The sequence below is a fragment of the Pantoea sp. JZ29 genome, assembly GCF_035190385.1.
GTDB lineage: Bacteria > Pseudomonadota > Gammaproteobacteria > Enterobacterales > Enterobacteriaceae > Pantoea > Pantoea stewartii.
This window is the reverse complement of sequence record NZ_CP045241.1, coordinates 3,734,769-3,758,978: the sequence shown is the minus strand read 5'-3', so window position 1 is coordinate 3,758,978 and position 24,210 is coordinate 3,734,769. Positions and strand designations below refer to the sequence as shown.

At 53.2% G+C, this 24,210-nt stretch carries 24 protein-coding genes and 3 tRNA genes; 17 read left to right on the top strand and 10 right to left on the bottom strand.

Annotation, left to right across the window (positions count from 1 at the left end; all coding sequences use genetic code 11):
* Positions 1-19: 19 nt before the first annotated feature.
* The gene (opgB, locus tag GC090_RS17440) at positions 20-2,311 is read right to left on the bottom strand and encodes a phosphatidylglycerol--membrane-oligosaccharide glycerophosphotransferase (protein WP_324020560.1); all 2,292 of its coding nucleotides are present in this window, start codon (positions 2,309-2,311) and stop codon (positions 20-22) included.
* A gap of 180 nt (positions 2,312-2,491) precedes the next feature.
* Positions 2,492-3,505 carry a glycosyltransferase family 32 protein gene (locus GC090_RS17435; RefSeq protein ID WP_058709271.1) on the bottom strand — a complete coding sequence of 338 codons (1,014 nt, stop codon included), beginning with the start codon at positions 3,503-3,505 and terminating at the stop codon, positions 2,492-2,494.
* 502 nt (positions 3,506-4,007) lie between these two features.
* On the opposite strand from GC090_RS17435, the gene GC090_RS17430 reads away from it, so the two are divergent.
* Positions 4,008-4,958: a YncE family protein gene (locus GC090_RS17430; RefSeq protein WP_033740176.1), complete on the top strand. Its 951-nt coding sequence runs from the start codon at positions 4,008-4,010 to the stop codon at positions 4,956-4,958.
* On the opposite strand, the gene GC090_RS17425 is transcribed toward GC090_RS17430, so the two are convergent.
* Positions 4,955-5,509: a histidine phosphatase family protein gene (locus GC090_RS17425; RefSeq protein ID WP_033740177.1), complete on the bottom strand. Its 555-nt coding sequence runs from the start codon at positions 5,507-5,509 to the stop codon at positions 4,955-4,957. The genes GC090_RS17430 and GC090_RS17425 overlap by 4 nt on opposite strands.
* Before the next feature lie 585 nt (positions 5,510-6,094).
* On the opposite strand from GC090_RS17425, the gene GC090_RS17420 reads away from it, so the two are divergent.
* The 4 genes from GC090_RS17420 to GC090_RS17405 all read left to right on the top strand — a co-directional run bounded on the left by GC090_RS17420 (position 6,095) and on the right by GC090_RS17405 (position 10,977).
* Positions 6,095-7,489: an MFS transporter gene (locus GC090_RS17420; protein WP_006121824.1), complete on the top strand. Its 1,395-nt coding sequence runs from the start codon at positions 6,095-6,097 to the stop codon at positions 7,487-7,489.
* Between the two features lie 45 nt (positions 7,490-7,534).
* Positions 7,535-8,560 carry a LacI family DNA-binding transcriptional regulator gene (locus GC090_RS17415; protein ID WP_033740178.1) on the top strand — a complete coding sequence of 342 codons (1,026 nt, stop codon included), beginning with the start codon at positions 7,535-7,537 and terminating at the stop codon, positions 8,558-8,560.
* 9 nt (positions 8,561-8,569) lie between these two features.
* Positions 8,570-9,556 carry a nucleoside hydrolase gene (locus GC090_RS17410; protein ID WP_110267883.1) on the top strand — a complete coding sequence of 329 codons (987 nt, stop codon included), beginning with the start codon at positions 8,570-8,572 and terminating at the stop codon, positions 9,554-9,556.
* 200 nt (positions 9,557-9,756) lie between these two features.
* Complete coding sequence (locus GC090_RS17405) at positions 9,757-10,977, top strand: MFS transporter (RefSeq protein WP_033740181.1); 1,221 nt, start codon at positions 9,757-9,759, stop codon at positions 10,975-10,977.
* On the opposite strand, the gene GC090_RS17400 is transcribed toward GC090_RS17405, so the two are convergent.
* Positions 10,974-11,438: a YbaK/EbsC family protein gene (locus GC090_RS17400; protein WP_324020556.1), complete on the bottom strand. Its 465-nt coding sequence runs from the start codon at positions 11,436-11,438 to the stop codon at positions 10,974-10,976. The two genes, GC090_RS17405 and GC090_RS17400, sit on opposite strands and share 4 nt — an antisense overlap.
* A gap of 192 nt (positions 11,439-11,630) precedes the next feature.
* Positions 11,631-12,725, bottom strand: coding sequence for a GGDEF domain-containing protein (locus tag GC090_RS17395; protein WP_039338799.1), 1,095 nt, complete (start codon positions 12,723-12,725; stop codon positions 11,631-11,633).
* 257 nt (positions 12,726-12,982) lie between these two features.
* On the opposite strand from GC090_RS17395, the gene GC090_RS17390 reads away from it, so the two are divergent.
* Positions 12,983-13,216, top strand: a complete 234-nt coding sequence (locus GC090_RS17390) for a DUF1435 family protein (RefSeq protein WP_006121831.1) — start codon at positions 12,983-12,985, stop codon at positions 13,214-13,216.
* A gap of 45 nt (positions 13,217-13,261) precedes the next feature.
* On the opposite strand, the gene GC090_RS17385 is transcribed toward GC090_RS17390, so the two are convergent.
* The 4 genes from GC090_RS17385 to rsmC all read right to left on the bottom strand — a co-directional run bounded on the left by GC090_RS17385 (position 13,262) and on the right by rsmC (position 14,771).
* Positions 13,262-13,348 (bottom strand) — tRNA-Leu (locus GC090_RS17385).
* Between the two features lie 28 nt (positions 13,349-13,376).
* Positions 13,377-13,463: transfer RNA gene (locus GC090_RS17380), tRNA-Leu, on the bottom strand.
* Positions 13,464-13,493: 30 nt separating this feature from the next.
* Positions 13,494-13,580: transfer RNA gene (locus tag GC090_RS17375), tRNA-Leu, on the bottom strand.
* Between the two features lie 159 nt (positions 13,581-13,739).
* Positions 13,740-14,771 (bottom strand): 16S rRNA (guanine(1207)-N(2))-methyltransferase RsmC, encoded by a 1,032-nt coding sequence (rsmC, locus tag GC090_RS17370; RefSeq protein ID WP_054634539.1) that lies wholly within the window; start codon positions 14,769-14,771, stop codon positions 13,740-13,742.
* 105 nt (positions 14,772-14,876) lie between these two features.
* Between rsmC and GC090_RS17365 the strand changes: the two genes are divergently transcribed.
* The 3 genes from GC090_RS17365 to yjjG are packed head-to-tail and all read left to right on the top strand — an operon-like array spanning position 14,877 to position 16,399.
* Positions 14,877-15,287, top strand: a complete 411-nt coding sequence (locus GC090_RS17365; protein WP_006121833.1) for a DNA polymerase III subunit psi — start codon at positions 14,877-14,879, stop codon at positions 15,285-15,287.
* A complete protein-coding gene (gene rimI, locus GC090_RS17360) occupies positions 15,259-15,699 on the top strand; it encodes a ribosomal protein S18-alanine N-acetyltransferase (RefSeq protein ID WP_006121834.1) in 441 nt (146 codons plus the stop codon). The genes GC090_RS17365 and rimI overlap by 29 nt, the downstream gene beginning before the upstream one ends.
* Before the next feature lie 19 nt (positions 15,700-15,718).
* Positions 15,719-16,399, top strand: coding sequence for a pyrimidine 5'-nucleotidase (gene yjjG / locus GC090_RS17355; protein WP_164482920.1), 681 nt, complete (start codon positions 15,719-15,721; stop codon positions 16,397-16,399).
* A 113-nt stretch (positions 16,400-16,512) separates the two neighbouring features.
* Here the strand turns inward: yjjG and GC090_RS17350 are convergent, their stop codons facing one another.
* Positions 16,513-17,181 carry a YtjB family periplasmic protein gene (locus GC090_RS17350; RefSeq protein ID WP_033740187.1) on the bottom strand — a complete coding sequence of 223 codons (669 nt, stop codon included), beginning with the start codon at positions 17,179-17,181 and terminating at the stop codon, positions 16,513-16,515.
* A 107-nt stretch (positions 17,182-17,288) separates the two neighbouring features.
* On the opposite strand from GC090_RS17350, the gene serB reads away from it, so the two are divergent.
* The 8 genes from serB (at position 17,289) to GC090_RS17310 (ending at position 24,209) form a co-directional block, all read left to right on the top strand.
* Positions 17,289-18,266, top strand: coding sequence for a phosphoserine phosphatase (gene serB, locus GC090_RS17345; RefSeq protein WP_033740188.1), 978 nt, complete (start codon positions 17,289-17,291; stop codon positions 18,264-18,266).
* A 13-nt stretch (positions 18,267-18,279) separates the two neighbouring features.
* Positions 18,280-19,662 carry a DNA repair protein RadA gene (gene radA / locus GC090_RS17340; protein WP_006121838.1) on the top strand — a complete coding sequence of 461 codons (1,383 nt, stop codon included), beginning with the start codon at positions 18,280-18,282 and terminating at the stop codon, positions 19,660-19,662.
* Positions 19,663-19,754: 92 nt separating this feature from the next.
* Positions 19,755-20,993 (top strand): multifunctional transcriptional regulator/nicotinamide-nucleotide adenylyltransferase/ribosylnicotinamide kinase NadR, encoded by a 1,239-nt coding sequence (gene nadR, locus GC090_RS17335; protein WP_006121839.1) that lies wholly within the window; start codon positions 19,755-19,757, stop codon positions 20,991-20,993.
* 322 nt (positions 20,994-21,315) lie between these two features.
* Positions 21,316-22,233 (top strand): winged helix-turn-helix domain-containing protein, encoded by a 918-nt coding sequence (locus GC090_RS17330; protein WP_205959174.1) that lies wholly within the window; start codon positions 21,316-21,318, stop codon positions 22,231-22,233.
* Entirely contained in the window at positions 22,233-22,682 is a 450-nt protein-coding gene (locus GC090_RS17325) for a YqeJ family protein (protein ID WP_006121842.1), read from the top strand. The genes GC090_RS17330 and GC090_RS17325 overlap by 1 nt, the downstream gene beginning before the upstream one ends.
* Positions 22,683-22,983: 301 nt before the next feature.
* The gene (locus GC090_RS17320; RefSeq protein WP_226374626.1) at positions 22,984-23,481 is read left to right on the top strand and encodes a fimbrial protein; all 498 of its coding nucleotides are present in this window, start codon (positions 22,984-22,986) and stop codon (positions 23,479-23,481) included.
* Positions 23,482-23,562: 81 nt separating this feature from the next.
* Complete coding sequence (locus GC090_RS17315) at positions 23,563-23,769, top strand: fimbria/pilus periplasmic chaperone (RefSeq protein WP_324021616.1); 207 nt, start codon at positions 23,563-23,565, stop codon at positions 23,767-23,769.
* Entirely contained in the window at positions 23,718-24,209 is a 492-nt protein-coding gene (locus tag GC090_RS17310) for a fimbrial biogenesis chaperone (RefSeq protein ID WP_324020549.1), read from the top strand. The genes GC090_RS17315 and GC090_RS17310 overlap by 52 nt, the downstream gene beginning before the upstream one ends.
* Position 24,210: the final 1 nt, after the last annotated feature.

Genomic DNA, 24,210 nt, shown 5'->3' with positions numbered 1-24,210 from the left:
ACGCCAGTGGCATGACCACTCAGGGAAGGGGAACGACCTTGAGCTCGACCAGACCAATACCGAGTTTACGCGGATCTTGTCCGGCGATATTGTTGAGGTTACTGAGTTGCGGCTCGGGCGGCGAGAGCGTTAACCGGTGGCTTCCTTCAGGATTGTCAAAACGTAGCGTATGGGTAGAGGGAATCTCCCCCAGCGTCAGCAACTGCTCAGTATCGCCCACCCTGACCGGTATTGGCCGGTGGATGTTCGGACCGTAGGCACGAGCGGTGATCACCAGATCAAAGTGCGCGGGCAACGGATCGACAAAATCAATCGTCACGTCGGGGGCAAGACGGGCATTCGACCAGCGTCCCCAACTTTCCTGGCGCGAAATGCCGCTAAACTGCTTCACACTGGCTGGCGCGCCGGGGATCGCAAACAGAAAGCTTTCAGCGTCATAACGAATCGCATTATCTTCGATGCGCAGCTGTGCCACAGCAAGTTGGTAGCGGGCATTGCTGAGGGTGTCTGCCGGGAACCGGGCCTGACCTTTCCACTGAGGCGTATCAACGCGTGTGACGGTGGGCTGACCCGCAGGTTGCCCCATCGCAACGCACCAGTCACCGGACAGTGACAGAGAAGGTTGCCAGATGCGGCCCATTTTGAAACAGCGATCGACCCAGATAAACTTCTCATCTGCTTTGAAATCGGCCAGCTGGAAACGCAACGGCGCGGAGTATTCCCCTTCCGGCAGCGGCTCTATATGTTTATCTGTTACGCGCAACAGAATCGGCAATTTAAAGCTGGTTCCGGAAAAGCTGAAAGTATTTTTGGCCTGATTGATAATAAAATTGTCGATTTTGCTGGGAAAATTCCAGAGCTGAATAATATCGGGCTTCCAGCTCAAAACTTTGGTTTTCATGTCCCCAAACTGACTGGATAACGACACCGCTGACAGACTGCTGCGGCCCAGGCCAATCGCATTATCCCCGCCCAGGATATCCAGCAACGTGGCGCCGTTATCCAGCGTACTGCGTTTCATATCAATCACGTCGGTCTCAGGCCGATCGCCGCGAATCACCATAAACAAATCGTGGCGGGGATGCGTTATCAGAAAAGGGTGCGCGGTATTGTTCATCGCCAGATGATCGGAGGCAACCACAATCACCGTGTCAGCGAACCACGGGGACGCTTTGATACGGGCGATCAGTCGGGCGATATGTTCCTGTGAGCAGGATACCGCGCTGAATGACTGGTTGGGTTTGCCCGCATAGCTATAGCTTTTGCGCTGGCAACCGCGAGAAATAAAACCGTCGGGATGGTGCGTGTCGACGGTGAGCGCAAACAGCGCAAACCGTTTTTGCTGGCGTGACAGCGAGGCATAAGTGTCGTAAACCTTATCCAGCACCGTGTCGTCATAATATCCCCAGTTATTGCGGTACGTGGGATCGCGCACCTGATCTTTTAGCTCCTGTGCACCGTACATATGTGCGGCATCGAAACCGTGGGAATGCAAAAAGACATCTTTGCCTGCAAAGCGTAAATCGGCCCCCTGAATAAACCAGTTCTCATAGCCCGAGTTCTTCAGGATATCGCCCAGGCAGATATTTTGTGGATAAAAGCTGGAAAGGGAAGCGGAGGCATTGCCGTCGAAAGGGGCAAAAAGGGGAATGCCGCATTGCGATGCGACCATACCGGCAATGGTGTAATCCGTGCCGGGCAGTTGTTCGGTCTGACTGAAGTCCAGGCTTTGCTCTTTCTCGCGATTCAATTCGGGGGCCAGACCCGGAAAGGCCATCTGGTCGAAATAGGTGCGCTCCAGGCTTTCAGCGTAGATATACACGACATTAAGCGCAGGCCGCTCAATGCGGTTCTTCGGCACCTTATAAACGGTGTCGAAGTCAGAGTCGTCCCGCAGTGAGTAAGAGGTGATCAGTGTGCTGACCTGATGAAAAGCCGGCGTGGTCTGCACCGCACCGGCGGCGCAGATAAATGCGACCAGGCTCCAGCCAGGGTGAAAAGGACGCTTACGGCGTCGGAGCAGCCATGATAAGGCGCAAAAGAGTAAAAACAGCACGATAAGCAGGCCAAGGCCGGGTACAACATATTTGCTCAGGCCCGCACCGGTCAGGCTGTTTGTCAGTGTATACACCACGGCATCGGTAATGCCCTCGCCCGTAAAATAATTGCTGGCAAACAGCGTGGCATTCAGCACGACAAACAGCATGAGCAACACCAGGACGAGGCAAAACCAGATTCTGTTTCGGCCTGCTTTACAGGAATAAACAGCAATCGCGGTCAGAAAAAGGAGCACTGACACGAATTCGGGCAACGTCACATCCTCTTATTATGTGAACCTGTCTCTTCTGAGGGGGACATTTTCATTAAATTGCGGCTCAATCTAGCTTGGCTGTCATCGGGCTGCAACCTGTCTGCCGCCATTTTGGCGGCAGATTCACATTGCCAACAGATAAAAACACGCCATCGCGAATGCTGAAGAACCCGTGACGGATTACGCGCGTTGCTCCTGGGGGGCCAGCAGTCTGGCGGGCGACGACAGAGTTTGATGCATGACTTCACCTATCAGGCTGGAGCGATTGTAAAAGCGCAGCTTAAGGTTGAAATCAAGATGTGTGCGTTCGCGGGCACTCAGTTTGATCACCGGAGGAGGCGTCAGAGGACGTTGCTGGAATAAAACACAGCGGACAAACGCCGTGCTGTTACCGGCATCAACCCTGTGATAATACCCGGCGCTCGCTTCGGCTTTACGCAAAAGGAAATTGACCCGACGATGTTCGTCCATCGCCAACTGGTGGGCCAGCGACGGCAGCTCACTGTCAGGATGGCTGAGGTTTTGTCTCAGCGCAGGGAAGTCACTGCGTTTCTTTAACTCCAGCAGATAGTTATGCATACCGACATATTTTACCGGTGCCAGTTGTTTGAGCCATTCCCGGATAAACGGGTTTTGGACGGGCGCGGCGAGAACGCTGGTATCAATCACCGGCCTGAGTGAATGACAGGTGGATTCCTGGCGGTAATAGCCGATCAAATCCCTGGGGCTGAGGCTGTGGGCCTGATGTATCCACGTCAGATCTTCAAACAGTAAGGTATGACAATCAATGCTGATGCCGCCATAACGGAGCAGCAGTTCCAGCCGGATGATGTCGTTTTTCAGCGCCTGCGTCAGATCTGAAGAGATGAACTGCAACTCAGGCAGCCAATGACTCAGCGTTTGCGGAGTCACCAGATGAACATCATGATCCGGATTATCGCGACGAAGTTTGCGAATTGTTAAGGCGACAGAGGCAGGTAACCGTTCGCCAGGCCAATAGAGCCAGACCGTTCTGGCAATGGCAGGCAGTGACTTAGGCACCGCGGTCAGTTCCACATCGTGTTCAAGGCCAGGATCATATTCTGGCGCACTGAGGGCACGGTGCTGTTTCATCGTCAGCAGCATACGGCTGGTGAAGGCGAGTTTTTCCCAATGGCGCCAAAGCGGAAGCAAAGAACGGCGATGCGAAGTCATATTTCACCTGTTATTTTGGTTATTGTGTTTTATGCCGGTCGTCGAAATAACGTGCTTAACTGCCAGCCTGTATCTGAACCGCTATAAAAGCAGACATCGCTGTACTGCAATGCTTATTCGTCTTGCCGGGTGATGTGACGATGGCACGTGGCAACGACGTTTTGAACAGGCGAAATCAACCACGCCAGATTATTTAATAGAACACAATGTAGTCATTCGCTATGCCTGATAAACACTTTAGGATAAAACGGAAATAACGCTCAGCCGGAAACAAAAATAAATATTTATTCACGCTAATGGTTTATTTGTTTATGACAAACTGAGTCTGTCGTCATGCTGAACATTTAACTTCAAAAAAAACCGATACACTGTGAAGCTGTCAAAGGGATACAGGCTAAATCGGGATAAAAAAATTATTTAGCATATTTTATCAATTCTCAGGTGTACGCAGCCCGATAACCCTTGTCTACGCTTTAAGCTTACCGATGATAAAGGAGATGCCATGTCGTTTGACTCTCGAGGATTACTGGCGATCGACAGACAAACCCGCCGTGCGCTGTTTCTCGATCCCGACACGTTTGCCGTCAGCCAGGCCGTGGACGTGATTCCGACGCGGCTGCATGAACTGCTGATGCTTGCGCCCTGGGGAAAAGCTTTTTTGCCCTTGTACGGCGATGCGATGCGAAGTGAACTCCCGCATCCCGGGCACAAAGTCGCCGTAATTGATCTTCGACGGCGGGAAATTACCGACTACATTGATCTGTCGCCGTCTAAAGCGCCCCACAGCGGTCAGTTAGGGCGGGATGGCAAAGTCTATTTGTGTTGCGAGAATCCAACGGCCGTCGTGGTGATCGACCCGCAGACGCATCGTGTTGAAAAGACCATTCCCATTCCGCTGGATAATACCCATCGCCTGACGCTCTCTCCGAGCGGCCGCAAATTATTTACCGACAACGAGCAGGACGCCACTATCACCGTGGTGGATCTCTGTGAGGCGGAAGGGCGCGTCATTGATACGGTGCTTATGCCGGGCCCCGTTTCGGGTCTGACAGCTTCACCCAAACATCCCTACCTGATCGCCAGCGCCGCCGATGCGCCCTTGCTGTATGTGGTGGATCGCCAGAGTCATCGTATCCGCCAGAGGCTGGCTTTGCCCGATCATCAGCATCCCTGCCAGAAAGTGCGCTTTAGTCCGGACGGGGACTACCTTATGGCAATGGGTGATCAGGAGCCGACTGTGACACTGTTTGACGAGTTGCTTAATCCGCTGGGGCGAATCACGCTGGCTGGACAACCGCTCGATGGCTGTTTCAGCCCGGACAAAAAAAAGCTGCTGATCACGCATGATGACAATAAGACGTTAAGCGTGATTGATTTGATGCGCCAGACCGTGGTGGTGACCGCAGAAGTGGGCGCGGGTTATGAAACGCTGAGCTACTTCCAAATCGATTAAATAAACGGGCGATGATAAATCGCGGAACTCCAGTGACGGCTGCTGGCATGCTTTTCGGCCTGCCAGCCACGCTTACGCAGTTCGCGGGCAATCATTTTGTTCATAATGCCGTGACCAAGCAATAAAACCGTGCCTTTCTCCGATAAGGCGATCAGCCTTTCTGCGGCGCGCGACGCCCGTGCGCGCGCATGTTGCAGTGATTCGGTCTCGCCCGCGTAACCACACAACCACATCGCACGCAGAATGGCCTGCCAGACAAAGGTGGGTAACTGAAGGCGATCGGCCCGCAGCAGCGGAATGCCGACTTCACTGAACAGCGCATCGACATGATGGGGGCGCAGCCCCAGGTGCGCCAGCGATGAGTGGGCGCGGGGTAACGGACTGCAGACGACAACCGCGGCGTTGCGCGCGATATTGATGCTGCGCTCAGGCGGCCCATCGCTGACCAGCGAAAGATCATAGGCTTCGCACCAGTCCGCCATGCCCTGCGCACTCAAACGGCGGGCAAAAGGGTGGGCGGGTTTGCCGTGTCGCATCAGGATAATGGTCATAACGTGTAAACAGCGTCCTCCAGGTCAGGTGCGGACAGGGCTCTGCGCGACTGTACGCGATACAAACGTGGTGCGTTGTCATTTTGCAGTCACACCAGTATGCGACAACAGCATCTGATGAAAGGTTCTGACGGCCAGTTTGGCTTAATGATAAAAGAAAAGTGAACCGGGTCTAGCGTTATGCTGTTTTTTTGCGCGTCAGGTTACAATTAACCCTCTGATTTTGCGTTAAAAATAGCATCTGATGCAGCTTGATACTAAAGAAAATCTAACAAATTTTCTCAAGTGCTATTGATTTATCTACGCGCGTAGATAAACTAGCTTCCAGTGATTGCTCTCGGTGCCCGATGCACGGTAGGCCGATCGAGGAACAAGTTACATTCGCCAGACTTATACGACCGCTGAAAAATACAGCGGCGAAGCTCGCGATACTGCGGATTCCAACACCAGGGAATCTTTTAACTTTCCTTTCATCATGGTTAGCCAACTGAATGTCGCCACCAGAGCGATTCTTCTGCTTACAGTCAGGGAATTGTCTCTCGGAATGGCATTTATCTATCTGCATATTTTCAAGGGACAGCGTTTATGACGGCACAGCACTCCGTTACGACACAGGCATCACTGCCTTCTACCTCCGCCGCAGATGAGCGGTTTAACACCTCAGCCGGCCGCAAAGATTTTTGGCGCGCTACGGTTTCCTGTTGGTTAGGCACGGCAATGGAGTATGCAGATTTTGCGCTCTATGGCCTGGCTGCGGGCATCATTTTTGGTGATGTCTTTTTCCCCGAACAAACGCCCGCGATGGCACTGCTTGCCAGTTTTGCCACCTGGTCCGTTGGGTTTATTGCCCGTCCGATCGGTGCCCTGTTTTTCGGCTGGCTGGGCGATCGTAAAGGCCGCAAGGTCGTCATGGTCACCACCATTATCCTGATGGGCGCCTCCACCACGTTGATTGGGCTGATTCCCAGCTATGCTTCGATTGGCATCTGGGCGCCGGCCTGCCTGGTGCTGTTACGCTTCAGTCAGGGCTTTGGGGCGGGCGCCGAACTCTCAGGCGGAACCGTTATGCTGGGTGAATATGCACCGGTCAGGCGCCGTGGCCTGGTGTCATCGGTCATTGCACTCGGCTCTAACAGCGGCACGTTGCTGGCCTCGCTGGTCTGGCTGTTGGTGGTACAAATGGACAAGCAGAGTCTGCTGGAGTGGGGATGGCGCATTCCGTTCCTGAGCAGTGCGGTGATCGCTCTGGTGGCCTTGTGGATCCGTCGTAATCTGCGTGAAACACCGGTATTCGAGCGTAAGAAAGCAGAGCTTGCCGAAACGCGCGCCCAGGTGATTGCCGCGCATCGTTCTGAAGCGGATACACGCCCATTCTTTCAGCGCACACGGGCCTTCTGGACAATGGTCGGGCTGCGCATCGGTGAAAACGGCCCCTCTTATCTGGCCCAGGGCTTTATTGTGGGCTATGTCGCCAAGGTGCTGATGGTAGATAAATCCGTGCCCACCACGGCGGTGTTTATCGCCTCATTGCTGGGGTTCCTGATTATTCCGTTTGCAGGCTGGCTGTCTGACCGTTTTGGTCGCCGTGTGGTTTATCGCATGTTCTGCCTGCTGCTGATGATCTATGCCTGGCCTGCTTTTACCCTGCTGGATACGCGTGAACCGGCCATCGTGATTCCGGTGATTGTGGTCGGCATGGCGCTGGCTTCTCTGGGCATCTTTGGCGTACAGGCGGCCTGGGGCGTGGAGATGTTTGGCGTGAATCACCGTTATACCAAGATGGCGGTCGCGAAAGAGCTGGGTTCTATTATTTCAGGCGGCACCGCCCCGTTAGTAGCGGCGGCCATGCTCTCTTATACCGGACACTGGTGGTCTATCGCCGTCTATTTTTCCGTGATGGCCACGATTGGTTTCCTGACTACGTTTGTGGCACCGGAAACACGTGGGCGCGACCTTAACCTGCCAGAGGACGCTATCTGAAACAGGCTATGCTAAAGGCAGTGCACGTTAAGTGAGGAAGGGGAAGTGGCGAAACAGGTGAAAACCGCCGTGACGCGGAGTGACGTTGCTAAAGCTGCCGGGACCTCCGTCGCTGTGGTGAGTTATGTCATCAATAATGGCCCGCGTCCGGTCGCGGACGCGACCCGGCAACGGGTACTGGCGGCAATAGAGCAGACCGGCTATCGCCCGAATGCCGCCGCGCGTGCCCTGGCGTCAGGGAATACCAAAACGTTTGGGCTGGTGGTGCCCAATATCAGTAACCCCTTCGTCGCCTCCATGGCGCATATGCTGCTTCAGGAGTCGCTCAACCACGGCCATGTGATGCTGCTGGGTGATGCCGGCGACGATCGCAAGCGTGAACTGGAGCTGATTCAGGGGCTGCTGAACCGTCAGGTCGACGGTCTGTTTTACACCAGTGTCGATCGCCATCCTTTCATCGATATCATCAAAGCCAGCGGGACACCGCTGGTCATGCTGGATCGGGTCGACCCACAACCCGGTGTCAGCATGCTGCGGGTAGATGAGCGTGACGCGGCGTTTCAGGTGACGTCGCATTTACTCAGCCATGGCTATCAGCAGGTCGGGATGATCAGCGGTCCCCGGGACATGCTGAATGCGCAGGATCGTATTCAGGGCTGGCGCGATGCGCTGCGGGCGTATGGTTTGCCAGCCGATGATGCCAATATTTTCCCCGCAACCTATACACGTGAGGGCGGCTATCAGGCTGCTTTACGTATGATTGCCAGTAAACGGGTGCCGCGCGCCCTGTTTGCCAGCAACGAAGGTCAGGCGATTGGCTGCATTCGCGCCTTCAGCCAGCATGGCCTTCGTGTGCCGGACGATGTGGCCCTGGTCTGTTTTAACGGAACCGATCAATCCGCCTACCATGTTCCGGCATTAACCACCGTGCGCCAGCCGGTTAAAGAGATGGCACGCTGTGCGATTCATATGCTGAAAGCGTGGAATGGCGAGGCACGGATTGAAGCATTCCCACACCAACTTGAGATTGGTGAATCTTGTGGCTGTCGGCCATCAGAACAAAACAAATAAAGCGACCTAATGAAAAGACTGATTATTGATTGCGATCCGGGGAACGGGATTGCCGGGGCCAATACTGATGATGGCCTGGCCCTTTCCCTGGCGTTAGCCTCACCAGGGCTCTCGCTGGAGTTAATTACGACGGTCGCCGGGAATACCCCGAGTGATGTCGGTGCACGAGTCGCTAAAGACTTAATGGCGCGGCTGGGCTGTGCGGTTCCTGTCGTACAGGGGGCAACGCGGGCGTTGTGCGAAGATCCTGCGCCCTGGCGCGCGCTGCTGGATAAGCGGGTCGAACAACTCGACCTGATGGCGTTATGGCAGGGCGTTCCTCAGCCTGCGGCATTACCGGCTGACGGAAACGATGCTGCTGAGGCGATGGGGCAGCTCATCTGTGATAATCCCGGCGAGATCACCCTGATTGCGATTGGCCCGTTGACCAATGTGGCGCTGGCCATGCAGCGTTTTCCCGCAATGGCCGAAGCGGTAGCCGAGATTGTGATTATGGGGGGTGTCTTTGCGCTGGAAGACTACATCAAAGACACGAATTTCGGTGTGGATCCCGAGGCGGCTCATCAGGTGTTGCACAGCGGTGCCGCCATTACCCTGGTGCCGATGGATGTGACAACACAAACCATGCTGACCCAGGCCGATCTCAAACGTCTTACCCGGCATGCTCATCCGCTGACCCGTTTCGTGCGGGAGACGTTGCAGCCCTGGATAGATTATTCAATGCAGACCCGGCATCTGCCAGGTTGCTGGATTCATGACGCGCTGGTTGTCGCCTGGTTGCTTAATCAGCGTGTCGCCTGGGGCACGGATTACCGGGTCGATATTGAGCTCCGTCCGGGAGCCACACGAGGGAAAAGCTGGCGTTATCGTCAACCCCTGCGGCTGGATGTCGGTATCCCACCGGACAGCGGTGCGCTGGTACATGTGCTGCACAGTGTGGATAACGCTCTTTTGCTGTCCATCATTGAGTCGGCATTTCAACATCTTCCTGAATAACGTACAGGCGATTCGTCGCCTGACCTGCTGGCAGAAAGTCAGACACGCTTTCTTACAGCCTGATCCACTGCCTCACAATTACGCAATACGCTCTCCTCCTAAACATGATGTATACATTTGATTAACAATCACATCACTCTTCGTTAGCCACCAGAAAATTTTTGGGCGGAGCGCCAGAGTGTCTCAGAGAGGAGACTTGTATGCTTGACTGGACATCGACCCAGCGCAATGTGGCTTTCGCCTGTTTTGCCAGTTGGACGCTGGACGCTTTCGACTTTTTTATTCTGGTGTTTGTCCTGAGTAATCTTGCTCAGTACTTCCATAATTCCGTCACCGACGTGTCGGTCGCTATCATGCTGACGCTGGCGGTGCGCCCGCTGGGTGCCTTACTGTTTGGCCGGATGGCGGAAAAATATGGCCGCAAGCCCATCCTGATGCTGAATATCGTCTTTTTCTCGGCGTTTGAGCTGTTGTCCGCCTGGTCACCCACCTTCACCGCATTTCTGGCCTTTCGTGTTTTCTACGGTATTGCCATGGGCGGAATCTGGGGCGTGGCATCCTCGCTGGCGATGGAGACGATACCCGATCGTTCACGCGGTCTGATGTCGGGACTGTTCCAGGCGGGTTATCCCTGTGGCTATTTGCTGGCGTCCATTGTATTCGGTCTGGTTTTCGACATGGTAGGCTGGCGCGGCATGTTTCTTATCGGCGCTGTCCCGATTCTGTTGTTGCCGTTCATCTACTTTAAAGTCCCGGAATCCCCGGTCTGGCTGGCCGCGCGTGAACGTAAAGAAAGCAGTGCCCTGATGCCCGTCCTGCGCCAGCACTGGAAAATATGTATTTACATGGTGCTGCTGATGGCCTGTTTTAACTTTTTCAGCCACGGCACGCAGGATCTGTATCCGACTTTCCTCAAAGTGCAGCATCAGTTTGATGCGCACACGGTCAGTATTATTGCTATCGCCTACAACATCGCTGCGATGCTGGGGGGCATTTTCTTCGGTACGCTGTCAGAACGCATTGGGCGCAAGCGAGCCATTATTATCGCGGCGCTGCTGACGCTGCCTGTGTTGCCGTTGTGGGCCTTTTCCAGCGGTTCCTGGACGATTGGTCTTGGTGCCTTCCTGATGCAGTTTATGGTGCAGGGCGCCTGGGGCGTGATCCCGACTTACCTGAACGAACTGGTTCCTGGAAACGCAAGAGCAGTGTTGCCCGGCTTTGTTTATCAGTTGGGGAATCTCATTGCGTCCGTCAACGCGACGCTACAGTCGCGCATTGCTGAAGCGCATGGCGGCAATTACGGTCTCGGTATGGCCATTGTAGCCGGGACGGTGGCAGTATTGATTTGCCTGTTTGTCGCCTTTGGCCGGGAAACGCGCGGCATGACAATTTCGGGAACGGTGGCAAAGCAGACGCACTAGCGCGTTTCACAGACATCTACCCATTTTGCCGCAGTGAGTTCAGCCATTTGCTGCGGCGAAATGCGGACAGCGCTGTGAATCGATCCTGCGGCAGGCAACACTTCATCAAAGCTTCTTAACGAGATATCGCAATACACGGTCACCGGGTTTTCCAGGCCAAAAGGGCAGACGCCGCCCACAGGATGCCCGGTCCAGTTAATCACTTCGTCCACACTCAGCATGCGCGCTTTCGCACCCATCACCGCTTTCAGCTTACGATTATCTAACCGTGCATCACCGCGTGTGACCACCAGGATCACCTCATTTTTCACTTTGAGTGACAGCGTTTTCGCAATTTGTCCCGGTTCAACACCGTGAACACGTGCCGCCATTTCTACCGTTGCCGTACTGTATGGCATCTCAATGATGTCTATTTCCGGCGCACGCTCGGCAAAAAACTGGCGTACAGACTCCAGGCTCATTTTTTACTCCCGACTAATCGAAGGCGTAGAAATTGCCATAAGCCCGCGGTGGTGTAAACGGCAGAGCGAAAGAATAGGTAACAGAATGCATAACGGTACGTTAACAGAGAGCTATGGCCGTCAGGCCGGGGACAGACAGCCCCCGGTGATGTACGTGCCGACGGCTGGTGGTCCTGCGACCCGGCACGGCGGTTAGCCGATCTCGCTGACGGTGTTGTGAAGTACGGGGAGATCTTCCCAGGCGAGGATGGTATTGCGCCCCTGATTTTTTGCCACGTAAAGCGCACGGTCGGCGTTCGCAACCGCCTGATCAAATTCATCATCGTAAATAGGGGCAATGCCTGCGCTGATAGTCACATGCGTAGAAACGCGCTCATTAAACATATGCGGTATTTCCAGGTTGACGACATATTGCCGAATACGTTCAGCCAGTTTCATGGCAATCGAGGCATTCACATTGGTCATCAGCACAAGAAATTCTTCGCCGCCATAACGGGTTACCACATCACGTGACCGAACGGCGTCACGAATAGCGACGGAAACGCGGGCCAGCGCCTGATCGCCCATCGCGTGGCCGTAATTATCGTTGTAGGCCTTAAAATGGTCGATATCAAGCAATAACACATAATGGCTACCCGCATGATTATCCAGAATGTTATCAAGGCGGTTCTTCAGCCCGCGGCGGTTATATAAACCGGTTAACGGATCGAGCATACTGAGATCGCTAAACGATTCTTTCTCTTCATATAATTGATACATTAAGCGCAGTGTAAAATCTTCCGAACGTCGGCGCATTAAATGTTGTAAAGAAAACCCGATCAGCGGCAGGGCAATGGTCAATAAAATCAAGGGCAAATGCTGTCCGTGATCCAGCATCAGCACGGTGAGCATTGCGGGCGTGATGTGCAAACAAAACGCCACTAAATAATCGCTTAAGGCAATCGCACTGATAAAAAAAACGCACAGCAGACTGACAATCAGAAATCCACCATCCGTCAAAGAAACAAACTGGTAGCGGTGCTGAATATGCCACGCCCATAACCCGCCTAAAATCAACGCCACAGGATTTAACAGGGGTAATTTTAGTTTTGCCTTTATTAAACACGTGGCCAGCATCGTCATACTGAAGAAAGCCACCATAATCACCGGTAAAGTAACTTGTGTTTCATTGTTTTCTGCTAAAGGGAGCAGACAAAATAGTGAAACGGCAGCGTTTAAAAACAAAAAGAGCATGAAAGAAAGGCGGTATTTGCTGTGTTTCAATTCATCATAAGATTCTATTTTCATTATTGATACTCGTGACGGCCCTGAAATAACAAAGCAAAAGCCGGCAAATGATTTCAGCCGATCGACAGATTTAATATTGCTGTTATAAATTGTGTAATCAGCCGCAATTTAGCATTTTCTTGTTTCTCTGTCATCTTCCCGCCGGGCCACAAAAAACAAGCTGCGCATTGAGAATAGTTATCATATGATAATGGGAATGGTTATCATCCATGTGATCAGGTACTGTCCTGACAGTGATGACAGATGAGGAGACAATGATGCGCGGGATAAAACTGGACAGTGCATGGGCGGGCGTACTGGCCTGTGCGGTAATACCAGCCATGACGCTATGGCAACCCAGCTTCGGGCAGTGGCGTATGATGATGTTGGTGGCGTTACTGCTGACAGTGCTGATGCTGTTTAATCAGCGGATGCGGCATTATGTGTTACTGCCTTCCTGTCTGGCGCTGGCGAGCGTGCTGGCCGCGATTAGCGTGAGATTAACCGGATAGTAACAGTAAAAAGGGAGCAGAAGAAAAAGAGAGGGAGGACAACGTTGGTGCGAAGAGAGGGACTTGAACCCTCACGTCCGTTAAGACACTAACACCTGAAGCTAGCGCGTCTACCAATTCCGCCACCTTCGCATCCTGTTGTCTTTTCATATCACCGCATTGGTGCGAAGAGAGGGACTTGAACCCTCACGTCCGTTAAGACACTAACACCTGAAGCTAGCGCGTCTACCAATTCCGCCACCTTCGCGCAGTGCTCGCGATATGAAATCTGTGATTTTGGTGCGAAGAGAGGGACTTGAACCCTCACGTCCGTTAAGACACTAACACCTGAAGCTAGCGCGTCTACCAATTCCGCCACCTTCGCATACCCGTAATACGTTACCGTATTACAACCACGGAGGCGCATTTTAGAGATTTTACTCAATGCGTCAACACATATTTCGCCAGACGGAAACGATCGCTGCAAAAAGCAACGTTTTCAGCCTGGCAACACGCAAAAAGGGCGAAAAAGGCAGAAAAAAGATTAGCGGGCTTTCGCACCGCGACCGTAAACGGCACGGTAAACTTTGAAGCGACCGGTCTGCGCCAGCACTTCATGATTGCCAAAGGTTTCGTCCAGCACCTGGGGATAAGGCAGGAAGGCATTCGCCACAATGCGCAGTTCTCCGCCGCTGTTAAGGTGCTTAACGGCACCACGAATCAGCGTTTGTGCTGCATCCAGGCTGGTCTGTGTGCCTTCATGAAACGGCGGGTTGGAGATAATCATGTCAAAGCGCCCGGTGACATCGGAAAAGACGTTACTGGCAAATACTTCGCCTTCCAGACCGTTAGCGGCCAGGGTGGCTTTGCTGGCCTCGATTGCGGCGGCATGGACATCGCATAACCACAGGCGCACTTTGGGCGAATGCGCCGGTAACGACGCCGCAATCACGCCTGCACCACAGCCGATATCCAGCACTTTGCCTTTGGTATGGGGCGTGAATGTTGAAAGCAGTAACGCGCTGCCGGCATCCAGGCCGTCGCGGCTGAAAACGCCAGGTAAGGTATGGATGGTCAGGTCATCCAGCTGATAGCGGTTGCCAAAGGCCGAAGCATCAAAGGCGGGCTGCTTCTCCAGACGTCCGTGATAAAGACCGCAGCGCCGCGCACTGTCGATTTTTTCCAGGGTCACCCACTGCTCCAGCATGCCTTCTGCGCTGCGCACGCCGCTGCGGTTCTCACCGACGACAAACACATCACAGCCGACGGGCAGTAACGACAGCAGGTTCTGCAACTGAAACTGCACTTCAGGTTTGTTTTTGGTCCAGAAGTAAACCAGCGTATCGCAACCCTGCACATCGTCGGCCTGCGCAACCAGTCCATAACGCGCCTGGTCGCCCAGGCGGCGGCTCAGGTTTTGCCAGTGATGATATTGTTGGGTATGCACACGGGAAGAGGCGGTCTCCAGCTGTGCAGGCAGGTCATCCTGCAGGTCGCCAGCAAATAAAACGTGGCGGGTGGAAAATTCATCACTGTGGCGCAGAATGACTTCACTGGCCGGGGTAAAAGCAGACATGTCGGGCTCCTGTAAGATCTGAGCGGAGATTATAGTGGTTTGTTGGCGCATGTTCGATGGGTTTGCTAGCATAGCGTCGCATTCCGCGAGCAAAGCAGGTATACCATGACGTCCAGGCGCGACTGGCTTTTACAGCAAATGGGGATAACGCAGTATCAACTGCGCCGCCCGCGCGTGCTCCAGGGCGAAATCGCCGTGCGGCTTTTGCCGGATACCCAACTGATTATCGTGGCGGAAAATCCGCCCGGTTTGCAGGAGCCTTTCCTGCGTGATGTTCTGCACACGCTCGGTCTGAAACCCACGCAGGTCATGACCGTTACGCCGGATCAGCTGCAAATGCTGCCGGAAACGTTGAACTGTGCAGGGTGGTTGCTGGGCGTTGAGAGCGAGCAATCCTTTAACGGCGTGGCGTTATCGAGCGCCTCTTTCAATGAACTCCTGAGTAGCGGTGCCGCCCGGCGCGCGCTCTGGCAACAAATGTGTGAACATGACAGCCATTTCTTTTCTCACGCCTGACGCGATTCCCCAGGCTTTCGCGATTGAGTGCCGTAGCCATGCGTTTCCATGGCGCGAAGAGACCTTTATCAGCAACCAGGGCGAGCGGTTTCTCAACCTGCGGCTGGATGTCGAGGGCCAGATGGCCGCCTTTGCCATTACCCAGGTGGTGCTGGATGAAGCTTCGCTGTTTAATATCGCTGTCGATCCGGCGTATCAACGGCGCGGCTTCGGGCGGGCGCTGCTGCAGCATTTAATCGATCAACTGCTTGCACGCGATGTGATGACGCTGTGGCTGGAGGTGCGTGCGTCCAATGCACCGGCCATCGCGCTGTACGAACAGCTGGATTTCAACCAGGTCAGCCGCCGTCCCAACTATTACCCTTGCGCCAGTGGCCGTGAAGATGCCTTGATCATGGCGCTGACGCTGTAGCCGCTTGTAAGGAATGTCGATGTTAGATAACTGGGATTGCATTCTGTTTGATGCAGATGACACGCTGTTTCACTTTGATTCGTATGCCGGCCTGCAACGCCTGTTTGCCGGGTACGATGTCCGGTTTACCGACCAGGATTTTGCAGATTACCAGGCGGTCAACAAGCCGTTATGGGTGGAATACCAGAATGGCCAGTTATCCGCACTGGAGCTTCAGACTCGCCGCTTTGCCGGCTGGGGGCAAAAACTGAGCGTGGCGCCCGCCATTCTTAACGATGGCTTTCTGTCAGCGATGGCGGAAATTTGCCTGCCGCTGGAGGGCGCAGACAGCCTGATGACGCTGCTGCACGGCCGCGTCAAAATGGGCATCATTACCAACGGTTTTACCGCCCTGCAGCAGCGCCGTCTGGAGCGTACCGGCTTTCTTGATTACTTCTCTGCGCTGGTGGTGTCAGAAGAAGTGGGCGTGCCTAAGCCTGACGCCAGAATCTTTGACTATGCGCTCGCGCAGCTGGGAAACCCACCGCGCGATCGGGTGCTGATGGTCGGCGATACGCCGGAATCCGATATCCTCGGCGGCATGAATGCCGGTATTAAAACCTGTTGGGTTGACCATGGGACGCGCCCCTTGCCTGACGCAATTAAACCCGACTGGCGGGTGAACACGTTATCAGAGCTGGAAGCGCTGCTCAGAAGCTGACTCTCGCCCGAAGTGCAACGTCAGTAAGGCCCGTGAAACGGGCCTTTTACATTGGGCTAAGCGTTAAGCAAGGCAGGAGAGGGCTGTCAGACGTTGACCTGTAAACCCTTCCGTCACGCGGAGGGTTTCGCGGCGTCGTCTTTTTTCTCGTCCTCTTCGTCATCCTCTTTCACAGGCGTACTGGCCGTGAGCAGAAACGGAGACTGCTGCCAGCGCGTGCGACGGTCGCGCAGTAACGTGCGACTCAGGATGATGCCAATGGCCAGCGCCAGCAGCATCATCAGGCGCAGAATATTGGTGGTGTTATCCACCTGGCGTGATTCGGTGACCAGCACGTGCGTATCCAGCGTAACGCGCAGAAAGCCAGCAGGGCCATTGCTGCCGCTGAGCGGCTGGACAATTTGATGATTAAAGTAACTGCCCGCGCGCTTGCCATCCAGCGCCAGCCGATCGCGCACGTTGATATTTTCGCCGCTGTGCGCCACCAGGCTGCCATCGCCTGCATAGACAGACGCATCCAGAATACGGCTGTTGTCGGTCATCTGACTGATGATGGCCTCAATCTGGCTACGATTGTCTTCGCTGTTATCCATCAAGGGTTTCAGACTGAAAGCCACTTGCCGGGTCAGCGTCTGGGCCAGCTCTTCTGCCTGTTCAGAACGGGCCATTTGATGGCCAAGGCTAAACCAGGATGCGCCTTGCATAAGCACCACTAACAGCGCCAGTGAAATCAAAACAATCACCGTGCGATGTAAGCGAAATTTCAGTGCGGTTTTAGCCATTAATTATCCGAATCACGTGACGACAGAAAGCCTGGATATTATGTTGCCAGAAGCAGCGCAGACAAGGTAGCCTCTTGCGTGGTTTTGTTGTTCCTACAGGAGCCCTGATGTCAAATCATCTTACCTGGTGCGATCTGCCTGCTGATGTCTCTCTCTGGCCGGGGTTGCCCCTTTCACTGAGCGGTGATGAAGTCATGCCGCTGGATTACCGTGCTGGCCGAACCGGCTGGTTACTCTATGGTCGCGGTCTGGATAAACAGCGTCTGACCGATTACCAGCATCAGCTTGGAGCCGCCATGGTGATCGTCAGCGCCTGGAACGTTGACGACTATCAGGTCATCCGCCTGGCGGGCTCCCTGACGCCGTTTGCCAGCAAACTGGCGCACGAGCTGGCGCTGGACGTAGCGCCGCTGGGGAAAATCCCCCACCTGAAAACGCCGGGCCTGCTGGTTATGGACATGGATTCCACCGCCATCCAAATCGAATGTATTGATGAGATAGCCAAACTGGCGGGCTGCGGCGAGCAGGTGGCAGAAGTCACCGAGCGGGCGATGCGCGGCGAGCTGGATTTTACCGCCAGCCTGCGCCAGCGCGTGGCGACGCTGAAAGGGGCGGATGCCAATATTCTTAAGCAGGTGCGCGACGAACTGCCCTTAATGCCGGGTCTGACCACGCTGACCAAAAAATTACAGGCGCTGGGCTGGCAGGTCGCGATTGCCTCAGGTGGCTTCACCTATTTTGCCGAGTTCCTGCGCGATAAGCTGCATCTGGCGGCAATAGCCGCTAATGAACTGGAAATCCGGGACGGAAAACTCACCGGCGAGGTGCTGGGTCCTGTCGTTGACGCACAGTACAAAGCAGAGACGTTGAAAAAGCTGGCGAAGCGTTTTGAGATTGCGCCAGAGCAGACCGTGGCGATCGGCGACGGTGCCAATGATTTGCTGATGATAAAAGCGTCGGCGCTGGGCATTGCTTACCATGCCAAACCGAAAGTCAATGAGCAAACCGCCGTCACGATTCGCCATGCCGATTTGATGGGCGTGTTTTGCATCCTGACCGGTAGCCTGATTCACGAAGAGCGTTAACTGAGGAGTTGTTTTGGCCAAAGCGGCAAAACGCGCATTTGTCTGTAACGAGTGCGGCGCAGATTATCCACGCTGGCAGGGGCAGTGCAGCGCCTGTCACGCCTGGAACACGATTACCGAGGTCCGTATTGCGGCCTCACCGGCGGCGGCGCGCAATGAGCGCCTCAGCGGTTATGCAGGCAATGCCGGAACCAGTCGGGTGCAAAAGCTGTCCGAAATCAGTCTGGAAGCCTTGCCCCGTTTTTCGACCAGTTTTAAAGAGTTTGACCGCGTGCTGGGTGGCGGTGTGGTACCGGGCAGTGCCATTCTGATTGGCGGTAACCCCGGCGCCGGGAAATCGACGCTGCTGTTGCAGGTGATGTGCCGTTTAGCCGAGAGCATGAAAACCCTTTACGTCACCGGGGAGGAGTCATTACAGCAGGTCGCTATGCGCGCCCATCGTCTGGGATTGCCGAGTGACAATCTGAACATGCTGTCGGAAACCAGCATTGAGCAGATCTGCCTTATTGCGGAGCAGGAGCAGCCGCAAATCATGGTGATCGACTCGATTCAGGTGATGCACATGGCGGATATCCAGTCGTCGCCGGGCAGCGTGGCGCAGGTGCGTGAAACGGCCGCCTATCTGACGCGTTTCGCTAAAACCCGTGGCGTGGCAATTATCATGGTGGGCCATGTGACCAAAGACGGATCGCTGGCCGGGCCAAAAGTTCTGGAGCACTGCATTGACTGCTCCGTCCTGCTGGACGGCGATGCCGATTCCCGCTTCCGGACGTTACGTAGCCATAAAAACCGCTTTGGTGCCGTCAATGAACTTGGCGTATTTGCCATGACCGAGCAGGGCATGCGTGAGGTGAGCAACCCGTCCGCCATTTTCCTGTCGCGTGGTGAAGAGATCACGTCCGGCAGTTCGGTCATGGTGTTATGGGAAGGCACCCGTCCTTTACTGGTTGAGATTCAGGCGCTGGTGGATCATTCGATGATGGGCAATCCGCGTCGGGTTGCGGTCGGTCTGGAACAGAACCGCCTGGCCATTCTGCTGGCAGTGCTGCATCGTCATGGCGGTTTGCAAATGGCGGATCAGGATGTGTTCGTCAACGTGGTCGGCGGCGTGAAAGTCACGGAAACCAGTGCTGACCTGGCCCTGATGCTGTCGATGGTGTCCAGCCTGCGCGATCGCCCTTTGCCGCAGGATCTGGTTATCTTTGGCGAGGTCGGACTGGCCGGAGAGATTCGTCCGGTGCCCAGCGGACAGGAGCGCATTGCTGAAGCGGCTAAACATGGCTTTAAGCGGGCGATCGTGCCGGCGGGTAACGCACCGAAAAAGCCGATTGAGGGCATGCGCGTATACAGCGCGAAGAAGCTGGCGGATGCGTTGGCTATCCTTGATGATCTCTAAGCGAGTCCGTTTGTCCGGTGGCCGTATGGTCACCGGGCAGACGACAGGCTACGCTCTTCCCCTCGTTGAACATTGCTTGCAGGAGGCACCACATGTCGGCGTTTGATTATTTAAAAACGGCGATTCGCCAGCAGGGCCACACGCTTCAACAGGTGGCCGATGCCAGTGGCATGACCAAAGGGTATTTAAGCCAACTGCTTAACGCGAAAATTAAAAGCCCCAGCGCGCAAAAGCTGGAGGCACTGCACCGTTTTCTCGGCCTGGAATTCCCCCGTCGCGATAAAAAAATAGGGGTGATTTTTGGCAAGTTTTATCCGCTCCATACTGGCCATATCTATCTGATTCAGCGCGCCTGTAGTCAGGTCGATGAGCTGCATATCATCATGGGCTACGACGAGCCGCGCGATCTGAGCCTGTTTGAAAACAGCGCCATGTCGCAGCAGCCCACCGTCAGTGATCGTCTGCGTTGGTTACTGCAAACCTTTAAGTACCAGAAAAATATTCGCATTCACGCCTTCGATGAAGAGGGGATTGAGCCCTATCCTCATGGCTGGGATGTGTGGAGCGCAGGGGTAAAGATCTTTCTGGAAGAGCAGGGGATTGCGGCAGACTGCGTCTATACCAGTGAGGCACCTGATGCTGAGATGTATCAACAGCATCTGGGCATTCAAACCATACTGATCGATCCGAACCGATCGTTTATGAATATCAGCGGCGCGCAGATTCGTCAGGATCCTTTCCGCTTCTGGGATTACATCCCCACCGAAGTGAAGCCCTTCTTTGTGCGCACCGTGGCCATTCTGGGCGGTGAGTCGAGTGGGAAATCGATGCTGGTGAATAAGCTGGCGAACATCTTTAACACGTCCAGCGCCTGGGAATATGGCCGCGACTATGTCTTTTCACATCTGGGCGGCGATGAGATGGCGCTTCAGTATTCAGACTACGACAAGATCGCGCTGGGCCATGCACAGTACATCGATTTTGCGGTGAAATATGCTAATAAAGTGGCATTTATTGATACCGATTTCGTCACGACCCAGGCATTTTGTAAAAAGTATGAAGGCCGTGAGCATCCGTTTGTTCAGGCCATGATTGACGAGTATCGCTTCGATCTGGTGATCCTGCTGGAAAACAACGTACCCTGGGTAGCGGACGGGTTACGCAGCCTGGGCAGCTCTGTCGATCGCCGCGAGTTCCAGAGCATGTTGATAGCGATGTTAGGTGAAAACAACATCGACTTCGTTCATGTGCAGGAAGAAGATTATGACGCGCGCTTCCTGCGCTGTATTGAACTGGTGAAAGGTATGCTGGGCGAACAAAGCGCCCTTTGAGGTTTTTGCCTGCACGCCGGGGCGGTGAGGGGACACCCTGCCGCTCCTCACGTCCTGTTTTCTGCGCCTGTTATTTTCCCGCCTTTTTGATTACAAAAAATAATGCTTTGCGAAATACCGCGCCCTCCAAATAAGGTACGTAACATACACAAACAAAATAAAGAATTTTGAATTCCTGAGTAACATTATTTCGTATTTAAAGTCTGAAATTATTTTATTTCTTCTGTTTGTTTATGTTAAATGTAAGTTCAATATTATTTACTGGCTTATATTAAGGGAGCATTCATAAGACAGAAATAAGGATATATCCGGATTTAATAATATGAAAAAGATAAGTATTGGTAATGAAGTGGTTTTTTATCCTGGGAAAAGGGAAATTGTTGGTAATAATCAGGTGCTGAAGCTGCATTCTTCAGTCTCATATTGTTTTGAATTGCTGATCGCGCGGCAGGGCGAAATTGTCGATCATGAGGCGTTTTATCAGTATGCCTGGCGACGGTTTGGGATGGAGGTCAGTGCCAATGCGTTATATCAAAGTATTTCGCTCATCAGAAAAGCGCTGTTGGCATGCAATATCCGTCAGGATGTGATCAGGACCATTCCACGCCGTGGCTTCATGCTGGCAAATGCGATTCTTATTGAGGAGTCGACAATTGCGCCTGCTGATGAGGACGCTGGGGCAGGAAAAAACGACCAGAAAGACGAACAGAATATTCCGCCCTTCGCTACGTCCGGTGAAGAGACGAGTGCGTGCGATACAACGGAATCCGTTATTCAGGATGATGAGGATATTTCAGAAAACCTTATTAAGAACGCACCGTATTCTGAGCCAGAATCTCAACAGCCCATCAGCCGTCCTGATCCTGCTGAATTCACTGTCAGCAAAGGCGCTTATCGCTATGCTATTTCGACACGGCATCTTTTTATCACGGGACTGGCGGTGATGACGATACTGGTTTGTGGTTTTGCCATCATGACCTTTTCACTTCACCGCAACGAGATGATTTTTATTAAACGGTTTGATATGAATGGATGTGAAATATACGCCAATGAAAAAGCCGGTAATGGCCTGGTCGCGCGCATCGCCGTTGACAGTAAAGTCAGTTGTACAGAACGACGAAAGATTTATATCACGGCATTTACCAATGGTGAACGCATTTCGGTACTGCAATGTAAAAATGCACTCTCGTTTTTCGGTTCCCCCGACTGTATTTCGTATTATTATATAAGGAGTAAGTAGTGAAGTTAACCTTTCTGTTGGCTGTAATCGTGATGACAGCAGCAGGCATTGTCGTGTTTTTATTCAGACAGGATTCTGTCCATTGTATTGCAAACAGTAATTACATCAGAAATGGTGAGACATTTTCCGTCATCACCTCTCATGATATGCGAGAGGGTCACGGTGTTATCGCCATCACCGGTCGACTCACCGATCACGATAATAACGTTACCCGTCTGAGCAAAATTATCCGGTTTACTTATCAGCGCGAGGGCGATCTGTACCTTGCCCGGTCAACATTAATCGAATCGTCCCCGGATAATCAAATGTCCCAGCAGGAACAGCAAAAGTGGCTGCCGGCATTTTTTATTAACGTGGGGGCGACGTTTCCCTTTGTCATCAAAAGGACGGGTATTGACACCTGGACATTTTATTCGGGCCCTGTTCCGCTTTACCTCTGCGAAAAATAAGCCATAAAACGTGGCGATCGTTAATGTTCTTTGTGGGTTCCCGGCCTGTGGTTATCTTAAGGGGACTCTCATTTCAGTAACAGAGGATTAACACCATCTAATTGAATTTAAATATCTTTCTATTTGATGGTGCATTCCTTCACATAAGCTCAGAACACTTCACACACCGTTCCCCTGCCGTGCGCCTTATGATCCTCGCCGCCAATGCGCATCTTTATTCATCAAAAATCATAAGAGGGAATCAATGAAAGCCAGCTCTTTTTCACGCTGCATGACGCTTGTTGTTTGTAGTGCGAGTTTAATGTCTTGCCATGTTTTTGCAGCCTCAGAAAATACAATTCGCTTTCAGGGCGAGGTCAATGCACAAACCTGTAACGTTAATGTTAATGATGCAACCGGCAGCCCGATTATTTTGCTGCCGACCGTTTCAACGGCCGAGCTGAGTACAGCAAAATCAACCGCCGGTAAAACACCTTTTACGATTAACTTAACCGGTTGCGTCGCACCGGACGCCGGATCAACACAGGCAATGGCAATTAATCTGGCTGGCAATAATATTTCACCCACCGGCGATTTACTCAATACCGGCACCGCCGAAAACGTGGCGCTGCGTTTACTGGACAGTAATGACAACGCGATAGATTTGTCGGGTGGGACGGCCAGGGTCACCGGTATGACGCTGGAAAGCGGAAGCACCAGCGCATCGCAAAACTTTTCAGTCGTCTATTACAGCGACTCTGGAAAGGCGGGCGCCGGTACGGTTTTAAGTAGCGTTCAATATTCTGTCAGCTATCCCTAATCATCAGGCCCCCTTATTTTAAGGGGGCAGGAGAACCCTGTGTTGAAGTCTCTTGTTCTTCTTTTTCTGGCCTTTTCAGCCATGTTTTGTCAGGCAAGCGTCGTATTAAATGGCACGCGCGTCATTGTAGAGGGTGCGAAAAAAGAAAAAACGCTTCAGTTTACGAATACTGGCGATCAGCCAGCGCTGATTCAGATTCAGGCGATCAATCTCAATAATCATTCTGTCCCCCTTTTGTGGCGTTGCCGCAAATATTCAGGATTGCTCCTGAAGCCGGCCAAACGGTAAAGCTCAACGTGACGGAGAATAATCTTCCTCAGGACAGAGAGTCACTGTTTTATATGGATTACACCGAGATCCCCTCGTTAAAAAAAGGGCTGGAGGATAAGAATAAACTCTATTTGATTATTAAGAACAGAGTAAAGGTTATCGTTCGCCCAAATGGACTGAATTTTTCCATGGATAACCTGAAGAATGCGCTCTCATACCATATTCAGGGACATGACATCATCTTCCGCAATGCCTCGCCCTTTTACGCCAATATTCGATCTTTTGCGTTGGTTAAAGGAAATAACCGTGTTCCCTGGCATGAAGCCGTGACGCTGGCACCGTTTAGTGAGCAGCGTATTACGTTAAAAGGCCAGTCATCCCTTCAGGGATATACGCTTAACGCCGTTCTTATTAATGATTTTGGTGCCGACGAAAGAATAAACGTGAACGAAAAGTAAC